Raw genomic sequence first — 17,749 nt, forward strand, 5'->3', positions numbered from 1 at the left:
TGCCCGACTATCCGATCTGATCCCGGTCAGCGCAGCGATGTGGTCATCAGGCCGGTTATCCCCTCGATGACCTCGAAGTCGGCGTCGCGGTGCGCAACCCGGGCATGATGGCGCAGCGCGACCGCGGCGATAAGGCAGTCGTTGATGCTGCGAATCGTCTGGCCGGTGCTTCTGGCAGCACGGTAGATGCCCGCGGCCGACCGAAAATCCGTTGCCGTCTCGACCCCCAGCGATGACAACCCGTTGACCAGCCGCTCAAGCATTCGGTAGGTCTGCTCGTTGCTTGCGCCAGCCAAGATCTCCATCGCGATCGGCTCGCAGGTCACTACTTGATCGGGTTCTTCGGAGAGCAGCCGCCGCACTTCCAGCGCTGCCGCCGACCCGGTTGCCCGGAAGTATTCGATCCATACCGAGGTGTCGACCAGAATCATCCGAGTTCGCCGGGTTGTTCGCTGCGCAACTCATCGAGGTCACCCGCCCACCCGATGCCCTCGAGGCCCAGCAGAAACTCCCGGGTCAAGGGCGCGCCGACGAGACGGCGTAACGCGAGGTCAACAGCCGCCTTCTTGGTGGTCACGCCGAAGCGACGCATCACCTCAGCGGTGAGTTCGTCATCGATTTCGATATTGGTGCGTGCCATACACCAACAATACACCTTCTTCGCTATCCGGCCCCAGCAGCGGCATAGACCCGGCTGACTTCCGGCTCGCCGTAACCGGCGGCCAGCGCCGCGGACCGCACTGCGTCGCCGACCTTCAGTGTGAGTTCGGTCGGCACCAACGCGATCACGCAGCCGCCGAATCCGCCGCCGGTCATCCGGGCGCCCAGCGCGCCGGCGGCGACCGCGGCATCGGCGATCAGGTCGAGGTGGGCGGTGGTGATCTGGAAGTCGTCGCGCATCGAGGCGTGCGATGCGGTGAACAACTTCCCGGCGGCGGCGAAGTCCAGCTCCGACACGGCCGCAACGAAATCCAGCACGCGTTCGTTCTCGGTCAGCACATGCCGGGCCCGGCGCGCATCGACCGGGTCGCCGACGGCGTCGAGCACCGCGACGCCGCGGTGCTGTACCTCCCGCAGCGACGACACTCCCAGCGCCGCGGCGGCCCGCTCGCAGGACGCCCGGCGGGCGGCGTACTCCCCGTCGACGTGGCCGTGGCGCTGCCCGGAGTCGAACAGCAGCAGCGTCACCCCGGAGGCGTCCGGGTCGAACGGCACCGGGTGCACCGTGACGTCACGGAAGTCGATGAGCACCGCGGTGGAGACTTCCCCGAACAGGGATGCCAGCTGATCGAGTAATCCGGTTGGGGCGCCGACGTAGTCGTTCTCGGCGCGTTGCCCGATACGGGCTTGCTCGGCCCGGTCGAGGCGCACCCCGGTCGCCGTTGTCAGCGCGCCGAGCACCGCGCACTCCAGCGCCGCCGACGACGACAGGCCCGAACCGATCGGCACGTCGCTGCTGATCGTCATGGTGCCGCCCGGCAGCACCAACCCGCTGTCGCCCAGCGCCCAGATCACCCCGGCCACATACGCGGCCCAGCCGGTCACCCCGCCCGGCGCGGTGTCCAACGGGATGCGCACCGAGGCGTCGGCGTGGTCCGACAGCACGGTCAGTGTGTCGATCTCCGCCGGGGTGAATGTGACGCTGGTGCGCTGCGGCAGCGCGATCGGCAGCGCGAAACCGCCGTTGTAGTCGGTGTGTTCACCGATCAGGTTGACCCGGCCCGGCGCGGAATAGCCGATCACAGCGCCCGCAGCCGCTCGGCGACGGACTCCGGGGTGACGTCGGCGATGAAGGCGTCCATCGCCGATTCGGATGCCGCCAGATACTTCAGCTTGGTGGCGCTGCGCCGGATCGACATCAGCTCGACGTGGAAATAGCCGTCGGCCTGCACACCCGCGGCGCGGTACTGGTGCAGCGCGGCCATATAGGGCAGCGGGGTGTCGTAGATACGGTCGAAGCGGCCCAACAGATCCCGGTAGATCCTCGCGAAGTCGTCCAGCTCGGCGTCGGTCAGCTCGGTCAGGTTGTGCAGCCGCCGATTCGGATACAGATGCACCTCCACCGGCCAGCGCGCCGCGAACGGCACGAACGCGGTGAAATGCTCACTGGATGCCACGATGCGGGTACCGTCGACCAGCTCGGCGGCCAGCAGGTCGGCGAACAGGTTGCCGCCGTGGGCGATTCGGTGCCCGCGGGCCTGGTCCAGCATCGCGGCGGTGCGCGGGGTCAGGTACGGGTAGCCGTAGATCTGGCCGTGCGGGTGGCCCAGCGTCACCCCGATCTCCTCGCCGCGGTTCTCGAAGCAGAACACCTGCTCGATGCCGGGGCGGTTCAGCAGGTCGGCGGTGCGGTGCCGCCAGGCCTGCACCACCAGCAGGGCCTGCGCCGGTTTCAGGTCGGCGAACGACCCGGTGTGATCGGCCGAGAAGCAGATCACCTCGCAGCGGCCATGACCGGGGGCGGCGACGAACTCGGCACCGGCGGGAGACGGTGTGGCAACCGCGGCTCCGGTCCCGGCCAGGCTCGGGAAGCGGTTCTCGAACACCACCACGTCGTAGTCGGGTGCGGGCACCTCACTGGTCAGCCCGCTCGGGCCCGGGCACAGCGGGCACGCCTCGGCGGGCGGGTGATAGGTGCGGTCCTGGCGCTGCGCGGCGATGATCACCCACTGGCCGGTGGTGCGGTCGAACCTCAGATCAGAAGGTTGGGGGTCGCGCGGCGGCAGCGGCCGGCGGTCGGGCACCGGCGCCGGGGTATGGCCCGGCAGCGCGAAGAACAACAGGTCGCGGCCGTCGGCCAGCGACCACCCGGTCGGGGCGCTCACGCGACCAGCCGCGGACGCAACCGCTGCGGGGCGATCTCGACGCCGGCCGCCAGGTCGTCGGCCAGCCCGGCGGCGAAGCTGCGCAGCCCGGCGAGGTCGATCCCGTACGGCACCGGGGCGGGTACGGTCGCCAGCCGGTCGGCGCCGCGGCGCAGCAGGCTCACCGCGCCGATGACGTTGCCGCGCTGCACGTGGGTGACACCGACCGCCAGCTGCGCCAAGCCCTGCCACAGATCGCGTTCGGCGTCGGGCCGGTGTTTCCAGGCGGCTTCGAGCACCTCGTGGGCGTTGAACGCCAGCCCGTCATCGAGCAACAGTTGCGCGTAGGCCAGCGTCTGCGCCGGCGGCAGGTCGAGATCGTCGGGCACGCCCTCTACGCCGCCCTTGCTGCCGCGCGGCAGCGGCCGTCCCAGCCGGTCTCGCGGGCGGGCGTTGCGGGGCCGGCCCGACTCGTCGCGGTCGCGGGTAGTCACCCGTCCATCATGGCAAGTGCGTTACGCGGCCGGTTTGGCGGCGATCACCTCGATGGCGGCCATGTTGTCGCGGTGGCGGCGGAACGTCGCGCGCATGTTGAGCACCCGGGCCCGCGCGTCGGAGTCACGCAGCACGTTGAACACGAACCGCAGCGCCCCGAACAGGCCCTCGTCGGCGATCAGCCGGTGCGGCTCCAGCAGCGCCATCGGCGCATAAGAGATCTTCTCCACCTCGAATCCGGCTTCGGTGAGCAGCTCGGACCATTCCGCGGCGGTCAACGGGCGGGCGTTGACTTTGATGGAACGGGCCAGGGCGGTGCGGACCTCCTCCTTGACGGCCTCGGGCACGTCGGCGGGCTGCAGCATCATCTCGTGGATGGCGTAGCGGCCGCCGGGCCGCAGCACCCGGAAGGCCTCGCGCATGATCTCGGACTTGTGCGCGTTGGTCTGCATGGTCAGCATCGCCTCACCGATCACCACGTCGGCACTGTCGGCGGCCAGCCCGGTCTGCGACGCCTCACCGGTCACCACCCGGCCGCGGTCGCCCACCACCGAGCGGACCGTGCTGGCGGCGTTCTCGTCGGCCTCGACTCCGGTGTAGGTGCCCGGGGTGTGCTCCAGGATGTCCCGCGCGGTGCGGCCCATGCCGGGAGCGAGTTCGACGACGTCGGCACCGGCCAGGTTCGCGTCGGTGAGCATCCGATGGGTCAGCCCGAGCCCGCCGGGCCGCAGCACCCGTTTGCCGAGCCGGGCGAAGAGCCAGTGGCCGGGCAGGTCAGCGGTTTTGCGGTCGGGCATCGGAAGAGTCATGCGACGAAGGTTAGCCTTACCAGCCCCGCGGCCGCTAGTAGACTTTAGACCCTAATTTTCCTTTTATTCCTGAGCAGCGGCATCGGCCCGGCGCTCGGTGAGTTCCTAACCGGAGTCAAGCCACGTGTTGGCTCGTAGGCTGGGTGTCGGCGGGCCCGGATGTTGGAGCGCTTGGCGACTCCTGTGACTCCTGGCCCGCCGCCTCCTTGCGACGTTCGCGCATTCTCTTGTGCCGGACGTTGTCGCGTCGGCGCGGTTCGAGTTGGTAACGCTGCTGGACGATGATGCGACCTTCGGCCTCGGTGATCACGGTGCCGTCGACATCGCGCAGGACGTAGTGCTCTCCGTTGCGCATGCAGGCCGCGATCCGGGTCAGCATGATCGTTGCCAGGTGGCAGATCGCCGAGGAATGGTGCCGGTCGCCGGCCATCAGGCGCTGGTACTTCGCTGCGATCTGGGGATCGACCTTGCGGGCGTGGTCGGCGGCCGCGAACAGCATCTCACGCAGCAGTGGGTCGCCGGCTTTAGTGATGCTGGACTCGACTTTGCTGACCCCGGATTGGCTGACTCTAGGCACCAGGCCGGAGTAGGCGCGGACCGCGGCCAGGACGTGAACCGGTGGGGATCGCCGATCCGGCCGGCGATCACGGCGCTGATCGTGGGACCGACGCCGGGTGCTGAGGCGACGATGCCGTCGGGGTCGGCGTCGGCGTAGAGGTTCGCGAGCCGCTCGTCGATCTCTTTGATCTGACCGGTCAGGAACAGCGCCTGTTCGGCCTCGTGGGCGATGTCGGCGGCCAGTTCGGCGAAGTCCATCCCGTCGCCATCCCCGGTGTCCCACAGTGCGAGAGTCTCTTTCGCCGCGAGAATTAGCGCAGCGGCCCGGTCCTCGCGCCAGGCGCCGCGGGAACGGCCGATCAGGAACCGGGACAGGCGGGCCTGGCCGAGCCGGATCACCACGTGCGGGTCGGCGTAGCGGGCCAGGAACTCCAACGCCGCGATGCCATAGCGAGCGTTCATGGCCTCGTACCAGGCCGGGCCGAGAAGCTCGGTCAGCGCATCGAGTCGGGCGAAGACTGCAGTACGGCGTTTCACCATCGTCGAGCGCTGCTTAGTCAGCCGGCGCAACGGATCGGCCGGCCCCTGCCCTGAATACTCGCGCAGCCCTTCGGGATGCAGCAGCGGCAGCCGCGCCAGGAGCTCGGAGTCGATCCGATCGTTCTTGGTGTGCTTGGAGTAGTACTTACGCAGGTCCGACGACTGCGTTGTAGGGACCATCACCACCTTCGTGCCGCGGCGGCGGAACCACTCCGCGACCACGATCCACGCGTTCCTCGTAGGCTCGACCACCACGGTCAGCTCGCCCGGGTCTTCAAGGTCGAGGTCGTTCCAGAGCCGCTCCAAATCCGCCGCCTGGTCCAGAACTTCCGGCCCCGCCACACCGTCTTCCCGTCAGCGGCGAGGGTCGCCTGATGCGCAGCCCGACAGGCCACGTCGATACCTAACGTCAACGCCATCGTCGTCCTCCTGTCAGTCACTTCGGATTCCCAGGTGACTGACCACCACGGCCACGGCCCAGACATTCTCTAAGCAGGAGTCCCGCACCCAGGCTGGCTCCAAGTTCCCGAACAGGGACACCGCTCGACCAGACACCGGGCCCGCGGGCGGCCACTCAGATGCCAGGGATCACCACGTGTCCCGGTCGGTAGCCTCGACCGCCCACGGACCCACTCAAAGGCTAAATGTCGGTGCCCGGCGATACGGTCACGCCATGCTCACCGCAGGCTCGACGTTCGCCGGCTACCGCATCGTGCGGCAGCTCGGCTCGGGCGGCATGGGCGAGGTCTACCTGGCCGAGCACCCGCGGCTGCCGCGCCGCGACGCGCTGAAGGTGCTGCCCGGCCAGGTCTCAGCCGACCCGAATTTCCGGGAGCGGTTCCACCGGGAAGCCGATCTGGCGGCGTCACTGTGGCACCCCCACATCGTCGGCGTGCACGACCGCGGCGAGCACGACGGGCAACTGTGGATCGCGATGGACTACGTCGACGGACCCGACGCCGACGCGCTGCTGCAGCACCACCCGGGCGGGCTGCCCCGCGAGCAGGTGGTCGAGATCGTCACGGCCGTCGCGCAGGCGCTCGACTACGCCCATCAGCGCGGCCTGCTGCACCGCGACGTCAAGCCGGCGAACATCCTGTTGACCAAGCCGGGCGAGTCCGGTGACCGAATCATCTTGGCGGACTTCGGGATCGGGCTGCGCGTCGACGAGGTCAGCGGCCTGACCGCCACCAACATGGCGGTCGGCACACTGCGCTACGCCGCTCCCGAACAGCTGCGCGGCGAGGCGATCGATCACCGGGCCGATCAGTACGCGCTGGCCGCCACCGCCTATCACCTGCTGACCGGCAAGCCGCCGGTGCACCCCGACCCGGCCCGCCTCGACGCGGCGCTGGCCCGGGCGCTGGCCGAGAATCCGGCCGAACGGTACGCCAGCTGCGAAGAGTTCGCCGCCGCGCTGCACACGGCCGCACCCGCCCCGCGGCCGTTCTCACCACCGAAGCCCCGGCGCCGGGTTTCCAAGGGGTGGGGACTGTCCGCCGCGGCGCTACTGGCGCTGTATCTGCTCGGCAGCACCTCGGACCCGGAACCGCCGGCGCCGGCCGCCGCCCCGACCCCACCCACGACCACCACGTCGACGACGACCGTGACCGCACCGCCTCCCCCGCAGGTCATCGCACCGCCGACCACCACGACACCGCCACCGAGCGCCCCGGCCACCACCGCGACGCGCGCGGCGGCGCTGCTGGACTCGATGTGCAGTCATGCCCAGCTCAACACCACCGCGACGTCGACGTCGGGCACGGTGTTGCGCTGCGTCAGCGGCCTCGCCGGCTACTCCTGGCAGGCCGATCCCGGTGTCACCCGGGTCGATTCGGCGATCGTCGGCCAGATCGGCTGGAGTGACTGCCTGGCCCGCTACCCGCGCGCCGACTGCGTGGCCGCAGCGGCCCAGATCGCCGGATCCCCCGAGCGAACCGGGCCGGTGTTCCCTCCCGGCACCTACACCATCCCCGACTACATGCCCTACGGCACCTACGGCGCCGGCCTCGGCCCGGGCGGGTCGTGCAGCTACACCGTCTTCGACCGGCACGGTCAGGTCGTCGACACGGGATCGCGGCTGATCACGCTGGGCACACCCACGGTCGAAATCGACCCGCGCGCCGAGGACGGCATGTTCGTCAGCTACGGCTGCACCCCGTGGGCCCGGACCAAACCGCTGCCCGGCGACTGGTGATCCGGACGCCGGAATAGCCCGGCAGCTGTGGCCGTTCGAGCCGACATGCCCAAACCCTTCACCGAAACCGAACGTCAGCAATTCCTCGCCGACAAGCACGTCGCCGTGCTGTCCGTCGCCGCCGACAACGGCCGGCCCCCGGCCAGCGTCCCGATCTGGTACGACTACACCCCCGGCGGCGACATCGTGGTCAACACCGGCGCCGGCAACCGCAAAGCCCGGCTCATCGAGCAGGCCGGCGCGGTGACGCTGGTGGTGCAGCGCGAAGAGCTGCCCTACCAGTACGTGATCGTCGAAGGCACCGTCACCGAGACCACCACACCGGCGCCACGGGAACCCCGGGAGGCGATCGCGATCCGCTACCTCGGCGAGGAAGGCGGGCGCGCATTCGCCGCGAACATGGACGGCGCTTCCAGCGTGCTGTTCACCATCCGGCCCGACCGCTGGTTCAGCGCGGATTTCTCGGGGGACCTGTAAACACGTCAAGCCCCAACAATGGTGGCTTAAGTCTGGTGGCAGGTGCAGGATTCGAACCTGTGTGTGCTTGCGCCGGCGGATTTGGCCCTTGCAATCAACTGGTCAGCGAAGCTTCTGCCCCACGTTCGGTACCGCGCTATGCGGTGTCAATGGCCATGGATAACCGAATAGACGTCACCGGATTGTGAGGGAAGGATCTGACGTTCGTGGCCGTCGACGCGACGGGCCCACCGTGACGTCGAACCCTCAACGTCTTTGTCCCAGAGATGACCTCACGTACCTGGTCGACTTCGGAATCGCCCGGGTCGCCGGGGAAACCGGACTGACCAATACCGCCACACTGGGGCATGGCCGTACACGGCCCCAGAACGGTTCCGAGCCGAGATAGCCGATGCCCGCGTCGATATTTTTATGCGCTGACCGGACAACAGCCCTTCCTTGGCGAGAGCCTGGAACAGGTCACGGCGTGCCATGTCCGAACCGCCCCGACGACCGTCGGCAATCCAGGACAGCATTCACGCAGCGATGGACGACGTCATCGCCACCGGCCTGGCCGAGGAACTCGACGAGCCTTACACCACCACCAACAAGAATCGACTACCGGCCAAAAGTGGCGGCGAAGTAGTCGGTGACCGCCAGTAGTGTTACCCCGGGAGACGGCTGCGGAGCCGTCTTTTCGATGACTGAGACGGCCTTCGACCAGGCAGTGAGGAAGATTATGGACCCCGGCGCTCATGTCCCTACCGGTAGCGATGGATCTGAGGACGGGGGCGACCAGGGCGCAACACCGCTGTTCCCCGATGCCGATTCGAGTCGGGCATTAAAGTTCGCCAACAAGATTCTCGCCATCGGTGTTGATGGACTCGGGCCATACAAGTCGGCTACCCAGATTGCAGAGGAGGCCCTCACCACCCACGGCGACACCGAGGCCGCGATCAAGCGCTTGATCGCAATTCACCGTCGTTGGGTCGGGTCTTCGGGGTTTGCTACGGGGATGGGTGGCTTGGCGACCCTTCCGGTTGCAGTAACGACTGACGTCACGGTCTTCTACATGTTGTGCGCACGTATGTCAGCGGCAATTGCGATCCTCCGAGGTTACGACGTCCAGTCGGAGGAGGTGCGCAGCGCGGTCCTGATCTCACTGCTTGGCGCCAACGCCAGCGCCGTGGTGGGTCGGGTAGGCGTGGAGGTCGGCAAAAAGACGACCCTAGCTGGCCTGCGGCGGCTTCCGGGCCGTGTCCTGATCAACATCAACAAGAAAGTGGGGTATCGCCTACTCACGAAGTTCGGCACCAGGGGATCGATCAACCTCATCAAGGGGATTCCCCTCGTCGGGGGCGGGGTCGGCGCAGGAGTGAATGTCGTCGCGATCAACCAGATCGCCAGGTACTCCAAGACGACATTCATCCCCGTAGACCGACTCGGATCCTAACCCGGCTGGGACCTTGCATCGAACGCCACCGGATGCGTGGACGGCGCGGTGCTGGTGGCCCAGATCCAGCTGGGCCACGAACGTAGGTGCGGCCGCCAAGGCTGTGCCCGACGATCTGGACGCCGTAGCGACCGCTTTCGATTCTGCTGCGGACTCACCGCGGACTACAAACACCCGGAAACCAATCAGGCCCCCTCGGGAGGGGGCCTGACCTGGGTGGCAGGTGCAGGATTCGAACCTGCGTAGGCTTGCGCCGACGGATTTACAGTCCGCTCCCATTGGCCGCTCGGGCAACCTGCCGTATCGCGCCTAGCAGACTACAACGAGGATGGACCCGCGACACAAGCGGGCAGCACAGCACCACAGCGCAGCACCGCACCAAAGAGAGGACAGGTTCGTGGCGGACTCATCGTTCGACATCGTCAGCAAGGTCGACCGGCAGGAGGTCGACAACGCTTTGAACCAGGCCGCCAAGGAGCTGGCCACGCGGTTCGACTTCCGCGGCACCGACACCACCATCGCCTGGAAGGGTGAGGAGACCATCGAGTTGGTCAGCTCCACCGAGGAGCGGGTCAAGGCCGCCGTCGAGGTGTTCAAGGAGAAGCTGATCCGGCGCGACATCTCGATGAAGGCGTTCGACGCCGGCGACCCGCAACCCTCGGGCAAAACCTACAAGGTCAGTGGCGGCCTCAAGCAGGGCATCAACGCCGAGCAGGCCAAGAAGATCAACAAGCTGGTCCGCGACGAGGGCCCCAAGGGCGTCAAGACCCAGATCCAGGGCGAGGAGATCCGGGTCTCGTCGAAGAAACGCGACGACCTGCAGGCCGTCATCTCGCTGCTCAAGGGCGCCGATTTGGACATTGCACTGCAGTTTGTCAACTACCGGTAGAAAGGCCCTGCCCACCGGCCCGCCGAGTGCCTAGGCTGGTGACCGTGAACACACAGGATGCCGTCGACGTCGTCATCATCGGTGCCGGGATCTCCGGTATCGGCGCGGCCTACCGCATCGCCGAGCGAAATCCGGGCACCAGCTACGTCATCCTGGAGCGCCGCGAACGCATCGGCGGCACCTGGGACCTGTTCCGCTACCCCGGGGTGCGCTCGGACAGCAGCATCTTCACGCTGTGCCTGCCGTACGAGCCGTGGACCGGCCGGGAACGGGTGGCCGAGGGCCACGAGATCCGCGAGTACCTGACCGACGCCGCCCGCAAGCACGGCATCGACTCCCACATCCGGTTCAACAGCCACGTGACCGCCGCGGACTGGGATTCGTCGACCGACACCTGGACGGTCACCGTCGATGAGGGCGGCACCACCCGGAGCTACCGCAGCCGGTTCGTGTTCTTCGGGTCCGGCTACTACAACTACGACGACGGCTACACGCCGGAGTTCCCGGGCGTGCAGACCTTCACCGGCACGGTGGTGCACCCGCAGCACTGGCCCGAGGACCTGGACTACACCGGCAAGAAGGTGGTAGTCATCGGCAGCGGCGCCACCGCGATGTCACTGGTGCCGGCCCTGACGCAGCGGGCCGGGCAGGTCACTTTGCTGCAGCGCACGCCGACGTATCTGATCTCGGCGTCGAAGTACAGCAGGTTCGTCGACGTGGTCGCGAAACTGTTGCCCCGCAAGTGGTCTCACCTGCTCATCCGGTTCACCATGGCGTTGTTCGAGGGCGTGGTCTGGTTCCTCGCCCGTAAGACGCCACCGCTGATGAAATGGCTGCTGCGCCGCCAGGCCGTCAAGAACCTGCCGCCCGGTTACCCCGTCGATGTCCACTTCAAGCCGCCGTACCAGCCGTGGGATCAGCGGCTCTGCCTGATCCTGGACGCCGATCTCTACGGCGAGATCAGCGCCGGGCGGCTGGAGATGGTCACCGACCGGATCGATCACTTCGACGCGTCCGGTATCGCGCTGCAATCCGGGCAGCACCTCGACGCCGACATCATCGTCACCGCCACCGGCCTGCAGCTGCAGGCGCTGGGCGGAGTCCGGATCAGCCTGGACGGCACCGAGATCAAGCCGGCCGACCGGTTCGTCTACAAGGCGCACATGCTCGAGGACGTGCCGAACCTGTTCTGGTGCGTGGGCTACACCAACGCCTCCTGGACGCTGCGCGCCGACATGACCGCCCGGGCCACCGCCAAGCTGATCGACCACATGAACTCGCGCGGTTACACCCACGCCTACCCGCATCTGGGCGATGAGCCGCTCACCGAGAAGCCCGCCTGGGACATTCAGGCCGGCTACGTGCTGCGCTCGTTGCACGCGCTGCCCAAGTCCGGCACCAAGCGGCCGTGGAATGTCCGGCAGAACTACTTCGCCGACGCCGTGGACTACCGCTTCGACCGGATCGACGAGTCGATGGTGTTCGGGCGGGCCGGCGAAAGCGAACCACTGGCGGGGTAGGCCGGGGTAACTTCGCCCCATGGCAGCTGCTACCCGCACCCCCAAGGTCGTCGTACTCGGCGGCGGATCGTTCGGCACCACGGTGGCCTCCATCTGCTCGCGGCGCGCGCCGACGCTGCAGTGGGTGCGATCCGAATCGACCGCCGACGACATCAACGCCAACCGGCGCAACAGTCGCTACCTGGGCAACGAGGTGGTGCTGTCCGAGACCTTGCGCGCCACTACCGATTTCGCCGAGGCCGCCCACAGCGCCGACGTGGTCGTGATGGCGGTGCCCTCGCACGGCTTCCGGGGCGTGCTCACCGAGCTCGCCAGCGAGCTGCGGCCGTGGGTGCCGGTGGTGTCACTGGTCAAGGGCCTGGAACAGGGCACCAACATGCGGATGTCGCAGATCGTCGACGAGGTGCTGCCCGGCCACCCCGCCGGCATCCTGGCCGGCCCGAACATCGCCCGCGAGATCGCCGAGGGTTATGCCGCGGCCGCGGTGCTGGCCATGCCCGACCCACACCTGGCCGCCGAGCTGGCGCTGCTGTTCCGCACCAAACGGTTCCGCGTCTACACCAGCGACGACGTGACCGGTGTCGAGATGGCCGGCGCGCTCAAGAATGTCTATGCGATCGCGGTGGGGATGGGCTATTCGCTGGGGATCGGCGAGAACACCCGGGCCATGGTGATGGCGCGCTCGGTGCGGGAGATGTCCAAGCTCGGCGAGGCGATGGGCGGGGCCCGCGACACCTTCTCCGGTCTGGCCGGCATGGGCGATCTGATCGTCACCTGCACCAGCCAGCGCAGCCGCAACCGCTTCGTCGGCGAACAGCTGGGCGCGGGCAAACCGATCGACGAGATCATCGCGTCGATGAACCAGGTCGCCGAGGGCGTGCGAGCCGCCAGCGTGATCATGGAGTTCGCCTCGCAGTACGGGCTGAACATGCCGATCGCGCGCGAGGTCGACGGCGTGATCAACCACGGCTCCACCGTCGAGCAGGCCTACCGCGGGCTGATCGCCGAAACACCCGGGCACGAGGTGGAGGGAACCGGGTTCTGACTGTGTGATCGCTGTGGGATTCGCTCCGACTGTGTAACCGATGTTTACTTGCCGGACATGTCATATTCCTGATTCGGAAATACAAGATCAATAGTTTTCCCGCATCTCGGCAACACCGATGAGGGCAGGGGAACCAACCACATGCTGACCGCGCGCAAAGCCGGCACCGACGTCGACCGACGATCGGGCCGATCGCGCACGATCCTGCGTTACGACCTGCCGGCATCCCTGGTGGTGTTCCTGGTCGCGCTGCCGCTGTCGCTGGGCATCGCCATCGCCTCCGACGCGCCGGTGCTGGCCGGTCTGATCGCCGCCATCGTCGGCGGCATCGTCGTCGGCGCGCTGGGCGGGTCGCCCCTGCAGGTGAGCGGGCCGGCGGCCGGGTTGACCGTCGTCGTCGCCGATCTGGTGAGCCGGTTCGGCTGGAAGGTGACGTGCGCGATCACCGTCGGCGCAGGCGTGCTGCAGATAGTGCTGGGACTGAGTCGGGTGGCGCGGGCCGCGCTGGCGATCTCACCGGTGGTGGTGCACGCCATGCTGGCCGGCATCGGCCTCACGATCACCCTGCAACAACTTCACGTGTTGCTGGGCGGTCAATCGGCGAGTTCGGCGTGGGAGAACTTGGCCGGCCTGCCCGACGGGCTGGTCGAGGCCCATGGCACCGAGCCGGTCCTGGGCATCCTGGTCATCATCACCATGCTCGCCTGGCGATCGGTGCCCGGCGCGCTGGGCCGGGTTCCCGGGCCGTTGGTCGCGATCGTCGGGGCGACGGTGCTGACGGTGGTCTTCTCCCTCGACGTGCGTCGCATCAAGCTGGACGGGTCCCTGCTGGACGCCGTGCAACTGCCCGGGCTGCCGCACGGCAACTGGACTGGCGCCTTCCTCGGCGTGGTCGTCGTGGCGTTGATCGCCAGCGTGGAGAGCCTGCTCTCGGCGGTGTCGGTGGACCGGATGCACACCGGGGCCCGCACCGACTTCAACCGCGAACTGATCGGTCAGGGCGCCGCCAACGTCACCTCCGGGATGCTGGGCGGCCTGCCGATCACCGGGGTGATCGTCCGCAGCGCCACCAACGTCAATTCCGGCGCGAAGTCCCGGGCGTCGGCGTTCCTGCACGGCGTGTGGATCCTGTTGTTCGCCCTGCCGTTCGCGGCGCTGGTTCAGCAGATCCCGAGTGCGGCGCTGGCCGGCCTGCTGATCACCGTCGGGGTCCAGCTGATCAAAACGGTTCACATCGAAGCCGCTTGGCGCAGCGGGGATCTCGCGGTCTACCTGGTGACGGTGCTGGGCGTGGTGTTCCTCAACCTGCTGCACGGGGTGCTGATCGGGCTGGCGCTGGCGATGGTGTTGACCGGCTGGCGGGTGATCCGGGTGAAGATCGTCGCCGAGCACATCGGCGACGAGTGGCTGGTGGCCGTCTCGGGCGCGTGCACCTTCCTGGCGCTGCCCCGGCTGACGGGCGTGCTGGCGGCGATCCCGGCCGGCACGCATGTCACCCTCGACGTCTCGACCACCTACCTCGACCAGGCGGCCGAGCAGGCGATCGAGGACTGGCGGCGACAGCATTGCGCCACCGGCGGCACGGTATACACCCCCGGTGCGGCCGCGGCAGACTCAACAGCCGACGCAAACACGCCAGCGAGCCGGCCGTGAGCTGAGCGCGAAAGCGCCTCAGCCCCGGGCCATCTCCTCGAGCCGGCGAATCCGGTCGGCCATCGGCGGGTGGGTGGAGAACAGCTGGCCGACCTTCTCCCCGACCCGGAACGGGTTGGCGATCATCAGGTGCGACTGGCTGGCCAGCTGCGGTTCGGGCGGCAGCGGCGCGGCCTGCACCCCGTCGGAAATCTTGCGCAGCGCCGACGCCAGCGCCAGCGGGTCACCGGTGAGCACGGCACCGGACTGGTCGGCCTGGTACTCGCGCGAGCGCGACACCGCCAACCGCACGATCGACGCCGCCAGCGGCCCCACCAGCGCGACCAGCAGCATCGCCAGCGGATTGCCGTCGCGGCGGTTGCCCATGAACATCGCCATGTTGGCCAACCCGGTGACCACCGAGGCCAGCGCGCCGGCGACACACGAGATCAGGATGTCGCGGTTGTAGACATGCGACAGCTCGTGGCCGAGCACCGCGCGCAGCTCGCGCTCATTGAGCAGCCGCAGAATCCCGCTGGTGCAGCACACCGCGGCGTGGCGCGGGTTGCGTCCGGTGGCGAACGCGTTGGGGGCATTGGTGTCGCTGACATACAGCCGCGGCATCGGCTGGTGGGCGGCGGTGGCCAGCTCGCGCACGATCCGGTAGATCTCCGGCGCCTGCACCTCGGTAACCGGCTGCGCGCGCATCGCCCGCAACGCCAGCTTGTCGCTGTTGAAGTAGGTGTAGACATTCATCCCCACCGCGAACAACACCGCCAGCCACATCATCTGCGGCCCGAACGCCCGGCCCACCAAGACGATCAGCCCCGACATGACGAGCAGCAGCAAGAACGTCTTCGCCGTGTTGCGATGCGGGTGCCAGGTCATCGACTTCCTCCTCGGAGATCCGCGGTCTTGCTCATTAAACGCCGCGGACACCGCGCGGGTTCCGTCATTGCGATCAGCCGTGCCGGTTGACGGTGTAGTCGACCAGGCCGGCCAGTGCCGCACGGCCCACGCAGTCGGGCAGCGAGGCCAGCTCCGCGCGGGCCTGCGCGGCGTAGTCGGCCACCGTCTGCTTCGCCCTCGCCATGCCCGCCGACGCCCGCAGCAACCCCAGCGCCTCGGCCAGCACCGCATCGTCGGTGACCGGCTCGGCCAGCAAGGTGCGCAGCCGCTCGGCGTCCGGGCCGGTCTCGGCCAGCGCGTAGAGCACCGGCAGGGTGTGCACGCCTTCGCGCAGGTCGGTGCCGGGCAGCTTGCCGGACTCGTCGGGGTCGGAATCGATGTCGATGATGTCGTCGGAGATCTGGAACGCGGTGCCGACGATGCCGCCGAGCCGGGCCAGCCGCTCGATCTGTTCGTCGTCGGCGCCGGAGAACGTGGCGCCGAACCGGCCGGACGCCGAGATCAGGCACGCCGTCTTCTCGTAGACCACTTTGAGGTAGTGCTCGATCGCGTCCACCCCCTCGTCGGCGCCGCGGGTCTCGCGCATCTGGCCGGTCACCAGCTGGGCGAACGTCTCGGCGATGATGCGCACCGCCTCCGGCCCGAGCCGCGACACCAGCCGGGAGGCCGTCGCGAACAGATAGTCACCGGCCAGGATCGCGATGTTGTTGCCCCAGCGCGCGTTGGCGCTCGGCGCCCCGCGGCGGATCTGCGCCTCGTCCATCACGTCGTCGTGATACAGCGTGGCCAGGTGCACTAGCTCGATCACCGCGCCGGCCACGGTCACCTGCCAGGCGTCGGGTTCGGGGCCGAGCTGGGCCGACAGCACGGTGAACAACGGCCGGAAGCGTTTGCCGCCGGCGTCGAACAGGTGGGTGACGGCCTCGGTCATCAGCGCGTCGCCGCCGCGCAACTCGGTGTCCATCAGCTCTTCGATGCGCGCCACCCCGTCGCGGACGCTGCCCGCGAACGCCGGGTCGCCCAACCCGCCGAAATCCAGCCCCGCCACCACACTCGCCGGTGTCCTCACGGCTCCAACATACTTGTGAGTGTGAATTCCAGCGCTGAGACCGTGGCCGACGTGGTGATAGTCGGGGCCGGTCCGTCGGGGTCGGCGGCCGCCGCCTGGGCGGCGCGGGCGGGCCGGGACGTGCTGGTGGTCGACCGGGCCACCTTCCCCCGCGACAAGCCCTGCGGTGACGGGCTGACCCCCAGGGCCGTCGAGCAGCTCGAATTGCTGGGCCTGGGCGACTGGCTCGACAGCCACATCCGGCACCGCGGCCTGCGGATGTCGGGGTTCGGCGGCGACGTGCAGGTGGACTGGCCCGGGCCGTCGTTCCCGTCGACCGGCAGCGCCGCGCCGCGCACCGAGCTCGACGACCGCATCCGCAAGGTCGCCGAGGAATCGGGTGCGCGAATGCTGTTGGGCGCCAAGGCCGTCGACGCCCACTACGATTCGTCGGGGCGGGTGCGTTCGGTGCTGCTGGCCGACGGTTCGGAGGTCAGCTGTCGGAGCTTGATTGTGGCCGACGGGGCCCGCTCCACACTGGGCCGGGTGCTGGGCCGGCAATGGCACCAGGAGACGGTCTACGGGGTGGCCGCGCGCGGGTACCTGGCCTCGCCGCGCGCCGACGAACCCTGGCTGACCTCGCACCTGGAACTGCGCGGACCCGACGGCGCGGTGCTGCCGGGCTACGGCTGGATCTTCCCGCTGGGCAACGGCGAGGTGAACATCGGCGTCGGCGCGCTGGCCACCGTCAAGCGGCCCGCCGACGTGGCGTTGCGGCCGCTGATGTCCTACTACGCCGACCTGCGCCGCGACGAGTGGGGATTCGAGGGCCCGGTGCGCGCGCCGGCCAGCGCACTGTTGCCGATGGGCGGCGCGGTCTCGGGGATCGCCGGGCCGAACTGGATGCTGATCGGCGACGCCGCCGCGTGCGTCAACCCGCTCAACGGCGAGGGCATCGACTACGGGATGGAGACCGGGCAGCTGGCGGCCGAGATGCTCGACTGCCCGGACCTGACCCACGCCTGGCCGGAGTTGCTGGCCGCCCGCTACGCCCGCGGGTTCTCGGTGGCCCGCCGGCTGGCGCTGCTGCTGACGTTCCCGCGGTTCCTACCGGCCACCGGCCCGGTGGCGATGCGCTCGACGACGCTGATGCGGGTGGCGGTGCGGGTGATGGCCAACCTGGTCACCGATGAGGACGCGGACTTCGTGGCGCGCGCCTGGCGCGGCGGGGGGCGGCTGTCCCGGCTGATCGACCGCCGCCAGCCGTTCCTGTAACTTTCCTTCCGCCGAGCAGACGCATAGGCCCCCTATTCAGCTCCGTTTAGGGGGCCTACGCGTCTGCTCGCCGCGATGTCAGGGCCATTGACACATATCAGCTTCATTGATATACCGGA

General features: G+C 68.5%; 17 protein-coding genes, 1 tRNA gene and 2 pseudogenes. 8 read left to right on the forward strand and 12 right to left on the reverse strand.

Annotated features, from left to right (window positions below; translation table 11 throughout):
• Positions 1 to 26: 26 nt before the first annotated feature.
• From vapC to G6N19_RS21860, 9 genes and pseudogenes are all read right to left on the reverse strand, one after another.
• Positions 27 to 431 carry a type II toxin-antitoxin system VapC family toxin gene (vapC, locus tag G6N19_RS06215; RefSeq protein ID WP_013827511.1) on the reverse strand — a complete coding sequence of 135 codons (405 nt, stop codon included), beginning with the start codon at positions 429 to 431 and terminating at the stop codon, positions 27 to 29.
• Positions 428 to 640 carry a type II toxin-antitoxin system VapB family antitoxin gene (locus G6N19_RS06220; protein WP_013827510.1) on the reverse strand — a complete coding sequence of 71 codons (213 nt, stop codon included), beginning with the start codon at positions 638 to 640 and terminating at the stop codon, positions 428 to 430. The genes vapC and G6N19_RS06220 overlap by 4 nt, the downstream gene beginning before the upstream one ends.
• A gap of 23 nt (positions 641 to 663) precedes the next feature.
• A complete protein-coding gene (locus G6N19_RS06225) occupies positions 664 to 1,743 on the reverse strand; it encodes a galactokinase (protein WP_193465995.1) in 1,080 nt (359 codons plus the stop codon).
• Positions 1,740 to 2,825 carry a galactose-1-phosphate uridylyltransferase gene (gene galT, locus G6N19_RS06230; RefSeq protein ID WP_193465996.1) on the reverse strand — a complete coding sequence of 362 codons (1,086 nt, stop codon included), beginning with the start codon at positions 2,823 to 2,825 and terminating at the stop codon, positions 1,740 to 1,742. Before galT ends, G6N19_RS06225 begins: the two co-directional genes overlap by 4 nt.
• Positions 2,822 to 3,298: a DUF309 domain-containing protein gene (locus G6N19_RS06235; protein WP_013827507.1), complete on the reverse strand. Its 477-nt coding sequence runs from the start codon at positions 3,296 to 3,298 to the stop codon at positions 2,822 to 2,824. The genes galT and G6N19_RS06235 overlap by 4 nt, the downstream gene beginning before the upstream one ends.
• 21 nt (positions 3,299 to 3,319) lie before the next feature.
• Entirely contained in the window at positions 3,320 to 4,108 is a 789-nt protein-coding gene (locus G6N19_RS06240; protein ID WP_013827506.1) for a class I SAM-dependent methyltransferase, read from the reverse strand.
• Positions 4,109 to 4,223: 115 nt separating this feature from the next.
• On the reverse strand, positions 4,224 to 4,538 hold the full coding sequence (locus G6N19_RS21150; RefSeq protein WP_232062730.1) for a hypothetical protein: 315 nt from the start codon (positions 4,536 to 4,538) through the stop codon (positions 4,224 to 4,226).
• A gap of 66 nt (positions 4,539 to 4,604) precedes the next feature.
• Positions 4,605 to 4,949: pseudogene (locus G6N19_RS21855) on the reverse strand (transposase); the annotation flags it as partial.
• A 272-nt stretch (positions 4,950 to 5,221) separates the two neighbouring features.
• A pseudogene (locus G6N19_RS21860) lies at positions 5,222 to 5,548 on the reverse strand (IS110 family transposase); the annotation flags it as partial.
• A gap of 331 nt (positions 5,549 to 5,879) precedes the next feature.
• On the opposite strand from G6N19_RS21860, the gene G6N19_RS06250 reads away from it, so the two are divergent.
• The 3 genes from G6N19_RS06250 to G6N19_RS06260 all read left to right on the forward strand — a co-directional run bounded on the left by G6N19_RS06250 (position 5,880) and on the right by G6N19_RS06260 (position 9,312).
• The gene (locus tag G6N19_RS06250; protein ID WP_193465997.1) at positions 5,880 to 7,403 is read left to right on the forward strand and encodes a serine/threonine-protein kinase; all 1,524 of its coding nucleotides are present in this window, start codon (positions 5,880 to 5,882) and stop codon (positions 7,401 to 7,403) included.
• A 45-nt stretch (positions 7,404 to 7,448) separates the two neighbouring features.
• Entirely contained in the window at positions 7,449 to 7,880 is a 432-nt protein-coding gene (locus G6N19_RS06255) for a pyridoxamine 5'-phosphate oxidase family protein (protein ID WP_041316968.1), read from the forward strand.
• A 679-nt stretch (positions 7,881 to 8,559) separates the two neighbouring features.
• Positions 8,560 to 9,312 (forward strand): EcsC family protein, encoded by a 753-nt coding sequence (locus G6N19_RS06260; protein ID WP_232062544.1) that lies wholly within the window; start codon positions 8,560 to 8,562, stop codon positions 9,310 to 9,312.
• A gap of 217 nt (positions 9,313 to 9,529) precedes the next feature.
• Here the strand turns inward: G6N19_RS06260 and G6N19_RS06265 are convergent.
• Positions 9,530 to 9,612 (reverse strand) — tRNA-Tyr (locus G6N19_RS06265).
• A gap of 97 nt (positions 9,613 to 9,709) precedes the next feature.
• On the opposite strand from G6N19_RS06265, the gene G6N19_RS06270 reads away from it, so the two are divergent.
• The 4 genes from G6N19_RS06270 to G6N19_RS06285 all read left to right on the forward strand — a co-directional run bounded on the left by G6N19_RS06270 (position 9,710) and on the right by G6N19_RS06285 (position 14,419).
• The gene (locus tag G6N19_RS06270; RefSeq protein ID WP_013827503.1) at positions 9,710 to 10,201 is read left to right on the forward strand and encodes a YajQ family cyclic di-GMP-binding protein; all 492 of its coding nucleotides are present in this window, start codon (positions 9,710 to 9,712) and stop codon (positions 10,199 to 10,201) included.
• 35 nt (positions 10,202 to 10,236) lie between these two features.
• Complete coding sequence (locus G6N19_RS06275; RefSeq protein ID WP_193466317.1) at positions 10,237 to 11,721, forward strand: flavin-containing monooxygenase; 1,485 nt, start codon at positions 10,237 to 10,239, stop codon at positions 11,719 to 11,721.
• Positions 11,722 to 11,740: 19 nt separating this feature from the next.
• Complete coding sequence (locus tag G6N19_RS06280) at positions 11,741 to 12,766, forward strand: NAD(P)H-dependent glycerol-3-phosphate dehydrogenase (protein ID WP_013827501.1); 1,026 nt, start codon at positions 11,741 to 11,743, stop codon at positions 12,764 to 12,766.
• A gap of 141 nt (positions 12,767 to 12,907) precedes the next feature.
• Positions 12,908 to 14,419, forward strand: a complete 1,512-nt coding sequence (locus tag G6N19_RS06285) for a SulP family inorganic anion transporter (RefSeq protein WP_083037701.1) — start codon at positions 12,908 to 12,910, stop codon at positions 14,417 to 14,419.
• Between the two features lie 18 nt (positions 14,420 to 14,437).
• Here the strand turns inward: G6N19_RS06285 and htpX are convergent, their stop codons facing one another.
• Positions 14,438 to 15,286: a zinc metalloprotease HtpX gene (gene htpX, locus G6N19_RS06290; protein WP_013827499.1), complete on the reverse strand. Its 849-nt coding sequence runs from the start codon at positions 15,284 to 15,286 to the stop codon at positions 14,438 to 14,440.
• A 73-nt stretch (positions 15,287 to 15,359) separates the two neighbouring features.
• Positions 15,360 to 16,376: a nonaprenyl/(2E,6E)-farnesyl/geranylgeranyl diphosphat synthase gene (grcC1, locus tag G6N19_RS06295; RefSeq protein WP_081465469.1), complete on the reverse strand. Its 1,017-nt coding sequence runs from the start codon at positions 16,374 to 16,376 to the stop codon at positions 15,360 to 15,362.
• A 21-nt stretch (positions 16,377 to 16,397) separates the two neighbouring features.
• Here grcC1 and menJ point away from each other — a divergent pair, with 21 nt between their 5' ends.
• On the forward strand, positions 16,398 to 17,630 hold the full coding sequence (gene menJ / locus G6N19_RS06300; RefSeq protein ID WP_371869203.1) for a menaquinone reductase: 1,233 nt from the start codon (positions 16,398 to 16,400) through the stop codon (positions 17,628 to 17,630).
• The last annotated feature ends 119 nt before the right edge of the window (positions 17,631 to 17,749 follow it).

The sequence above is a fragment of the Mycobacterium novum genome (assembly GCF_010726505.1).
Classification (GTDB): domain Bacteria; phylum Actinomycetota; class Actinomycetes; order Mycobacteriales; family Mycobacteriaceae; genus Mycobacterium; species Mycobacterium algericum.

Excerpts from the sequence above, each read along its gene's own strand:
- vapC (WP_013827511.1), bottom strand. The coding sequence starts at position 431 with ATGATTCTGGTCGACACCTCGGTATGGATCGAATACTTCCGGGCAACC.
- G6N19_RS06220 (WP_013827510.1), bottom strand. The coding sequence starts at position 640 with ATGGCACGCACCAATATCGAAATCGATGACGAACTCACCGCTGAGGTG.
- G6N19_RS06240 (WP_013827506.1), bottom strand. The coding sequence starts at position 4,108 with ATGACTCTTCCGATGCCCGACCGCAAAACCGCTGACCTGCCCGGCCAC.
- G6N19_RS21150 (WP_232062730.1), bottom strand. The coding sequence starts at position 4,538 with ATGGCCGGCGACCGGCACCATTCCTCGGCGATCTGCCACCTGGCAACG.
- G6N19_RS06250 (WP_193465997.1), top strand. The coding sequence starts at position 5,880 with ATGCTCACCGCAGGCTCGACGTTCGCCGGCTACCGCATCGTGCGGCAG.
- G6N19_RS06255 (WP_041316968.1), top strand. The coding sequence starts at position 7,449 with ATGCCCAAACCCTTCACCGAAACCGAACGTCAGCAATTCCTCGCCGAC.
- G6N19_RS06260 (WP_232062544.1), top strand. The coding sequence starts at position 8,560 with ATGACTGAGACGGCCTTCGACCAGGCAGTGAGGAAGATTATGGACCCC.
- G6N19_RS06280 (WP_013827501.1), top strand. The coding sequence starts at position 11,741 with ATGGCAGCTGCTACCCGCACCCCCAAGGTCGTCGTACTCGGCGGCGGA.
- G6N19_RS06285 (WP_083037701.1), top strand. The coding sequence starts at position 12,908 with ATGCTGACCGCGCGCAAAGCCGGCACCGACGTCGACCGACGATCGGGC.
- htpX (WP_013827499.1), bottom strand. The coding sequence starts at position 15,286 with ATGACCTGGCACCCGCATCGCAACACGGCGAAGACGTTCTTGCTGCTG.